The sequence below is a fragment of the Leptospira fluminis genome, from assembly GCF_004771275.1.
Classification (GTDB): Bacteria; Spirochaetota; Leptospiria; order Leptospirales; family Leptospiraceae; genus Leptospira_B; species Leptospira_B fluminis.
Genome location: NZ_RQEV01000009.1, coordinates 182,229 through 189,607, shown reverse-complemented (window position 1 = coordinate 189,607; position 7,379 = coordinate 182,229). Strand labels below are relative to the sequence as shown.

General features: G+C 42.4%; 8 protein-coding genes. 3 read left to right on the top strand and 5 right to left on the bottom strand.

Annotated elements, in window-relative coordinates; genetic code table 11:
• Window positions 1-676: hypothetical protein (locus EHO61_RS17215; protein ID WP_167884838.1), on the top strand; the 676-nt coding region annotated here is incomplete at its 5' end.
• Window positions 677-711: 35 nt separating this feature from the next.
• Here the strand turns inward: EHO61_RS17215 and EHO61_RS08870 are convergent.
• The 5 genes from EHO61_RS08870 to EHO61_RS17350 form a co-directional block, all read right to left on the bottom strand.
• The gene (locus tag EHO61_RS08870) at window positions 712-1,488 is read right to left on the bottom strand and encodes a hypothetical protein (protein WP_135813261.1); all 777 of its coding nucleotides are present in this window, start codon (window positions 1,486-1,488) and stop codon (window positions 712-714) included.
• Between the two features lie 215 nt (window positions 1,489-1,703).
• Entirely contained in the window at window positions 1,704-2,768 is a 1,065-nt protein-coding gene (locus EHO61_RS08865; protein ID WP_135813260.1) for a Shedu immune nuclease family protein, read from the bottom strand.
• The gene (locus EHO61_RS08860; RefSeq protein WP_135813259.1) at window positions 2,765-3,175 is read right to left on the bottom strand and encodes a hypothetical protein; all 411 of its coding nucleotides are present in this window, start codon (window positions 3,173-3,175) and stop codon (window positions 2,765-2,767) included. Before EHO61_RS08860 ends, EHO61_RS08865 begins: the two co-directional genes overlap by 4 nt.
• Window positions 3,144-3,476 carry an HNH endonuclease gene (locus EHO61_RS08855; RefSeq protein ID WP_135813258.1) on the bottom strand — a complete coding sequence of 111 codons (333 nt, stop codon included), beginning with the start codon at window positions 3,474-3,476 and terminating at the stop codon, window positions 3,144-3,146. Before EHO61_RS08855 ends, EHO61_RS08860 begins: the two co-directional genes overlap by 32 nt.
• Window positions 3,477-3,495: 19 nt before the next feature.
• The gene (locus EHO61_RS17350; protein ID WP_246032056.1) at window positions 3,496-4,995 is read right to left on the bottom strand and encodes a transposase; all 1,500 of its coding nucleotides are present in this window, start codon (window positions 4,993-4,995) and stop codon (window positions 3,496-3,498) included.
• Window positions 4,996-5,485: 490 nt separating this feature from the next.
• On the opposite strand from EHO61_RS17350, the gene EHO61_RS08845 reads away from it, so the two are divergent.
• A complete protein-coding gene (locus EHO61_RS08845; RefSeq protein ID WP_135813257.1) occupies window positions 5,486-6,454 on the top strand; it encodes a hypothetical protein in 969 nt (322 codons plus the stop codon).
• A complete protein-coding gene (locus EHO61_RS08840; protein ID WP_135813256.1) occupies window positions 6,454-7,374 on the top strand; it encodes a hypothetical protein in 921 nt (306 codons plus the stop codon). The genes EHO61_RS08845 and EHO61_RS08840 overlap by 1 nt, the downstream gene beginning before the upstream one ends.
• Window positions 7,375-7,379 lie beyond the last annotated feature (5 nt).

The following is a 7,379-nucleotide window of genomic DNA, read 5'->3' as shown; positions in this document are numbered from 1 at the left end:
ATATAGATTAATTTCTTTGATTTCGATTTTTGCAAGTATGGGTTGTGTTACTTCATACTACAATGATAAGAAAATTAATCTATACTCACATTATTATAACATAGGTCTTGAAGGAAATTTACCTGAAACGAAAGCACTGCTTTTTCACTTTGATAAATTCTCCGCTCCAATTCTTTTAAACGTATCCTTGTCTAACCAAGCGGATACAGATATTGCTAATTTTGAACAATGGGGAAGGATACAATTTAAGCAAAATGTTAGTCCTGATGAACATGAGATGCTTATGCAGAAGGGAGTTTTTTACGGTCGAGTGAGAATTAGCTTTATGAGAAATTATCCTCCGGTATTGAGTTTTTTTGGTCAAAAGGATATTTACTTTGGATTGGCTCCACTTGCCGAGAAAGGTAAATTTAAGATTAATGAAGCGAATGGCGATTGTAAAATTATAAAGGACCTTGATGAATACGTTTCCTGTCCCCCGTTAGTTAGTGATGGAAAATCCATAAGAGTCCTTCGGTTTGAAAAAGCAAATGAGTCTAGTTTCTCTTTCAAGCGTACGCTAAAGCTATGGGCGATCGCACCTCTTGGATTTATGGATGGTGTCTTTACTCCATTGATATTAGGTTTTTTTGGATTTGAAAGTGAGATCAATTTTATTGAACCAGTGGTCCATTAATTTCTTACGATTAAAAGGCTGTGATCTCTTTTGTTTTACTGTACTTTGGCTACGACATCAGAAGGGACGGAAACATTCACTCCGGATAATAGGATTATATAGTTTCCTCCTATCGCAGGATTCAGGATGACGTTTGTGGTTGTGCTTGCTCCATTCACTGTAAATGCGTTGCTGGCTAGAGAAGTTGGATTACAAGCTGTCGATCCGTTGAAATAGACAAAGTTGCTAAACGACTGCATATTTGTCGTCGAGGTTGAGATGATAACCGATTGAGTAGCTAAAATATTGTTTATAGTTAAGATAGCAATTGGACTGTTTCCGACCTGTCCGAATTGAACACTTTGGTTAGTCGAACTTAAGGTAATTGACTGTTTACAAGGGTTTGCGGCACTGAGAGCTACTGTTATGTCGGAAGGGTTTGTATTCATTGCAAAGCCGCTTATGGTTTGGACGACGTAGCTTCCGTTGCCGTTCATTGCGATTTCAGCTACTTGGTTAGATGAAGCTCCTCCTCCTGCAATATCAGTACTACCAGTCGTCTTTGTTGTGTCCTGCTTGGAACATGGATCTAGGTTTTTGTAAAAACTGATCCCAAATTTGGAAACATCAGTCGAGATTGAATTCCAGATCACACCTCGACCGAGATCAAGGCTATTCACTACCATTTTGTTGACTGGATGAAAGCCCATCGTCGGGCCAGTGCTTTCGTAAATGAGATTAAAACTGAGAGGCTGTGGTGTAGTCGTAGGCTGCAAGGTCGCACACCCGGATCCGCCAGTGAGAAGAGAAATCAGGGTTAAATTCTGAGCCATGTCGGAACTGCTTCCGTGTTTACAGTACGTTAAGAAGGGAAACGCGCAGAAAAGAATCAGCTTTTTCAAATGAATCCGGGACACGGTTATATTAAAATAAACGAAAGACGATAGTCAATAGAAATTTGCGGCAAGCAGATACAGGTTGCAGGCTAACGTCCTAGAGTTGAATCTTGGATGCCTACGACTTTCCGTTTAGCGGCCCGCGAAGGAGATTACTTTCTTTGAATAGCGATAAACTCCTCGAAGGTCAAAACCTTGGTGCCTCTCAAAATTCCTCGTAAAGTCTGAAATTCTTTTTTGTTCGGGCTTGCGGAAACCTCTTTAGAACTTCCCGCTACCAAGATCGCTTCGAAATTCAAAAAATTCTCCGGTATTTTTAAGAACTTCTCTATCTTGGTTCGATCAGTCTTTGAATGTTCCAAGGTATATAGTAACTTACTCAAACTATCGATTTCCTTGGAAAGATCAGAACTCCAATTGCAGGATTTCTTCTTTTGGTCCCAGGATAAGAGTGGAGTATCAGGAGAAAGAACGCTATAAACCCGAAGAGTGGTAGGCCCGGCGAAAGAAAAGGATTTTCGATACTCTGTGGGAATCATATTCAACTTTGAGAGAATTCCTTCCAAAGCCTTCCCAGAAGAAAGGTGGACCAATTCAAGGATTAAGTCCTTCCAGTAAGATTTCTTCTGACTCTTTGTTTCTTCTTCGGAAATTCCTCTCTCCAATTCCTGTATGATGCTTTGTATTCTATCACTCTGGATGTGCCTCACGAACTCCCAGACGTCATCAGAAACATCACCTCGGGATTTTTTGAAGAGCTTCAGAATACTTTTCTGATCTACTTTACTAAGATCGGAGAAATTGGTTTCTTTTGATAGAATGGATTCGATCTTTCCGGCCTCAATTGGCGGGACGTCTGAAATCTTGTGTCTGAATACAAAGTCTTCCGCGAGTCTCCGGTCACTCTCGGTTCTACCCGTAAATACATTCGTAGTATATTTCTGGAGTTCTTCGGAGTTTATGATTAGGATCGATTTCTCCTTTTTATTCCGAATAATTTCCGTATTTCCAGTCGTTAGCCTGATTGAGAAATCCCCGATGGCGTTTTGGATATGCCTTAGAAAAAGAACGATTCCTGCGAACCCTCGGTTGTCTCTTCCTAAGAATGGGGGGCGCTCTTCGAATTCAGAAATGTCGATTTCGAATCCGTTGAATTCCCCCAGCTTTTCCCCTTGCAGTTTGTAGATATTTGAACTTTGAGCTTTCTTTGCAGTCATTCTTTCTTGTTACTGATTCCCTTGGGATTTTCTTGCTCTTTCTTGTATTGGATATATTCGTTCCATTCTTGCTTAAACTGGTCTTTGACTCTTAAGTAAGCAAGTTTTGCAGGTGTATTCAATCGATTGATGTATTCCATCGCATTCAATTTCGCGGCCTTCCAGGGATCTTCGATTTTTGGGTGAAGTGAAGAATCCCTTATGTGCTCTTGGATTTCTTTGTATAACTCCTTTTGAATTCTTGCGACTACCTGTCCCTTGGATATCCAAGTAGGAGTGGGCGGAGTTTCGGCTTTCTTTCGGATCCTTTCTATTTCACTTTGAACGTATTGTTCAAAGTTGGAAATTTTGGATCTTACGACCCGTTTCGGGAATTCACTTCGAAGCTTTTTTGATTGTGTAGCCATACTTTGGCCCCAAGTGCTTGATAATGTCGACGGCTAATTCTACGATCTCCTCATCCGTATAATGTCTTTTTATTCTCTTCGCCTCCTCTACGACAAAGCAAAGGTTATTAAAGTCATGTGTTCCCCCTTTGCTAAACGGAATGATATGGGATAAATTGATATTCGCCATAGTTAGGGGACGGCCTGTTAAGTAGCATTTCTTCTTTTGGACCAGTAAGAGCTTATCGAATTCTTCAGTTGTGAACTTGTAGTCGAATTCATAGGATTCTTCCAGTGTGGGAATTTCCGTTTCTTCCTTCATTTGCCCTTTCCTAATCAATTTATTGGAATCGTTTCGAATATAATAATCCTGGGAGTTTCGTAAACTTTCTTTTTATAAAGGTACTCTTTGTAGGTCTCCTACGATCTCTCACATTAGATGTATTGAATTCGATCAGATTTGTTTTCTTCCATTTCCGAAGGATTCGATAGACAGATACTTCGGGAATGCGTAACTTCTCCAAAATCCGAAAGAGAGAAATGGGTTTATTTAGAGGTAATTCGGCCCAAAGGATCTCAGCTACGTGAGAATATTGCCGTTCTTTGCTTTTGATGAAATAGATGGAATTCGGATCTTTCCAAAACCGATCATTCATATCTATTTCTTGGAGAAGCATTGAGTATTTTGATTTTTGAAGTGCTTCGGCATTTTCTTTCAGGAAACCCTCATTCGTAAAAGAGGATTTGATCTTCCTTTCTACTAAGGAGAGAGGGGAATATTTCAGTTTCCTTATGTTCTGACTTAGGTAGTTTTTAGGGTCTACAGTAGGGGGATATTTTTTGTTGCTAATCCACACAGTGGTCTGTATAATAGCTTTCAGCTTAGGAGAAAAACGAAGCGCCTGCGAAGCAGGTGGAGCTTCTAACCGCCTCGTTTTTCCCCCCGAATGAAGCGGCTTGCTTTGCCCTCTGTCCGGTTCAACCCCTGTCCTTGCCTCGACGACCCCGATCTTCTCCCTCCAGCTTTTCACAATCGCATCCAACCCGAATACCCTTAGATTCCGGAAGAAGCAGAACTCGTTTAGGTAAAGCTGGGAATACTCCGGCCTAATGTATCCATAAGAGGAGAATGCCTGCTTGATCGCTCTGTGATTTCCCTCCGCGTATTGGATGTGAACTCCGTCCTTAGTTACCCAGCGATTTCTCGCCCATTGGTACCTCTTGTCTTTAGAATGGGCTGAGTGGTTTACCATTCTATGGCCTTCGTATATTCCGTTTAGCCAAGGGTACCCTGAATCCGTGTGTATAGGAGATCTTTCCGGTACATTTCTTCTTATAATCGGCCCTAAAGTATTCATCTTCTGGTCTGGTACAGAATCTAAGATTAAAGCTCCGTTGCTTGCGGCGATTGTATGCACCAAAGTACCAATTTGCTTCCCGCCCAGTTTATCGCTCATATAGATAGAAGCTGTAGAACCGCTGTGTTTGTACCTTTTCCGGCCTTTATTTGCTCTTTGAGAGGCTGAATAGAGTACTACCGTATCCGCGTTTATGATTAGGGCGCTTTTCTCCGCGAAATTTGCTTCTTCTGTTTTAGGTTTGCGCCCGGTTTTAGATCGTTTTGGAAATTCAATGCGCTGGTTTTCCTTTAAAAATTCTAATTCAATCTCCGTTTGCAATTTTGAATACAGCATGTCTCTTACGTTCTCTTTTTGTTCACTCGCGAAGATTTGGATTCTGCGTTTTAGAAGTAGCGCCGTTTTGTAAGAGATTCCCGTTTTCTTCTGAATTGCGGAGGCAGTGAGAACTTTCGGGCTTTGTAGATATGCTTCTTCTAACACGTATCCGAACACCCAGAGAGGCAGTTTAAAATGGTGGAGGGGAGTATATGAGAGTCTTGAGGTTAGGTAATGGCACTCTTCGCAGCGAATGAGGTAGTCTCTCGTAGCGATTTTCTTCGTTAATTGGATCTTACATTCCGGGCAGAACTTTGGGTAGAAGGTATCTAAGAAGAACTCAGTGATCTTGTGGTAGTATTCCGTTTTTAGAGGAAGGCTCTCGGCTTTTTCGTTCTCCGCCGCTTCTCCTTTGTTAGGATTGTACTGGGGAAATAAATTTCATATATACCCTCGCAAGAGTTCAAGAAATCCCTCTTACCCGATTCGGAAAATAAGACTGAAACCTAGTAATAGTACGGACAGACAGTTCCCACTTTCGTGGTTAAAATCGGCAACTTCTTAGGCCTTATTTCGCTTAATGCACAATCGAAAATATTCGAATCCATGAAAGAAATATAAGATATTTAAAAAATAAAATTATCAGGAATCTTCTATGTCTCACTTAGATCTTCTTTCCGCAATCAACGGGACTCTTCGTTCTAAAAAACAGTCGGACGTCCCGGTACAAATTCGCTTTTACAATATGTTACGAGGGGTAAAAGTCCAGGTAGTCCATATAGACGAGCAAGGAAATCGCGATCTTTGGTGCGAGCTTACTTACCGCGCTCAGCAGATGATTACAACTTTCCAGGGAGCAAGCTATGAGGTTCGATCCGTTCTCGGAGGAGCCATTATTTGCGCCGGGACAGTTCCGGAACCTCCGAAACTACCCCATGTTCCCCATTGGGATTTGATGATTCATCCGTATCAGTTCGCTCAGCCGAACCAGATCGGAGACGTTCCAAAATCGAGTAGTACGATCATTATTCCCCCGAACAGTCCAAGAGTTCTCGTAGGGTACAGTGAAAATGCAGGAAATATAATATTACGAATACAATACTGGGAAAGATCTCCTGAGTCTATTTCACTCGCTCCTAAGCATAAACACGTGATCTATAGCTCTCAACAGGCAGGCACGACTTGGTCTTCTTCTTCCGAAGAGACTCTGGCCGAAGCGGCTAGTTTGAGCGTAGGGGCCGGAATCGGAGCTTTTTCAGTCAGTGCGAGTGGTTCAGTAAGTAATAGCAGTACCACCGGATTTAGCGCAACAGAGGAATCGGATTCGGAAACTCAAATAGAGACTAAAGTGGAGAATACAACACAATACGATATTATCGCATTCGAATGGCGTCTTGTGGACGAAACTTTGGTCATACGGAACGAGAAATATTTGGCTTCGTACGCTGTAGCTCAAAGCCCTTCGGTGATCGAAGTAATAGAATTCGCTCCCGGAAAAGAATTCATCGAACAATTGGAACTAATCTTCCCGGACAGTGTACCTATGGATCGGTCCGGTTTACTTGCCGGTGAATTCGGTCAAGAGTTGGAAAAAGCGCATTCTGAAGAAAAGGGGAGAAGATAATGAATCCTTTATATGTAAAGGCAATGTACGGAAAACTTCCGTCCGTGCCAAAGGGAAATCCCGTTACGGTTACGGTGAAGAACAATCTAACCGTGGACGTGATGGGTTTTAAACTGGATCAATACGGTATGAGGGATATTCTTTTTTTCCCTCCATTTTGGATCCAGGCAGGAACTTCTTTTGAGTTTTCTCCTCAGAAGCCTCGTATTTCACAATGGGTTCTGCACCCAGGGGATGCTCTTTTGTTCACAGAAATGGTAACCGGCGCTTTTATTTCCGCAGCAGTCGTCTCCGATGAGGTAAATCAAACCATCCAACTTACTCAATCCGTTCTTTGTGATCCGAACGATATCGGGCCCTTTCCTCGACCGAATCCGGAGATCGGGATCATCGTTCCTACGAACGGCCCAAGGGTCGTCGTCGGGTTAAATGCGGGCGGTAAGTTAGTTCGTTCCCAATATTGGCAACGTTCCGCGGATTCGATTACCTTAAAGCCAGGTATGAAACGGACAATCGAACATACGGTGCGATCCGGTAAGACTCAAACTTCCAGTACTCAGGATACATTTGAAGCTGCAGTGAATTTATCCGCGAATGTCGGGTGGGGAGTGGTTAGCGCAAGCGCCTCGGCGGATCTTTCCTATAGCTCTTTGAAATCCAGTTCGTTTACCATATCCCAGCGGAGTACTTATACTGTTGTAGACATTTTCGAGAATATATTCAACGAACCGATGACGATTTTCGTATGGCAGCTCATAGACGAATTGGTCAGCATCGATTGGAGTAAGGACAAGGGTTATTTTGTGAAAGGGACCGTGAGTAATGTGCTCACTCCTGCCATTGTCTGTACCGTCGGGCCGAAGAAAGAAATAAAGATCGGTTATACCGCAGGAAAGATGGTTCGAGTGGAGAAGGGATAAAGAAG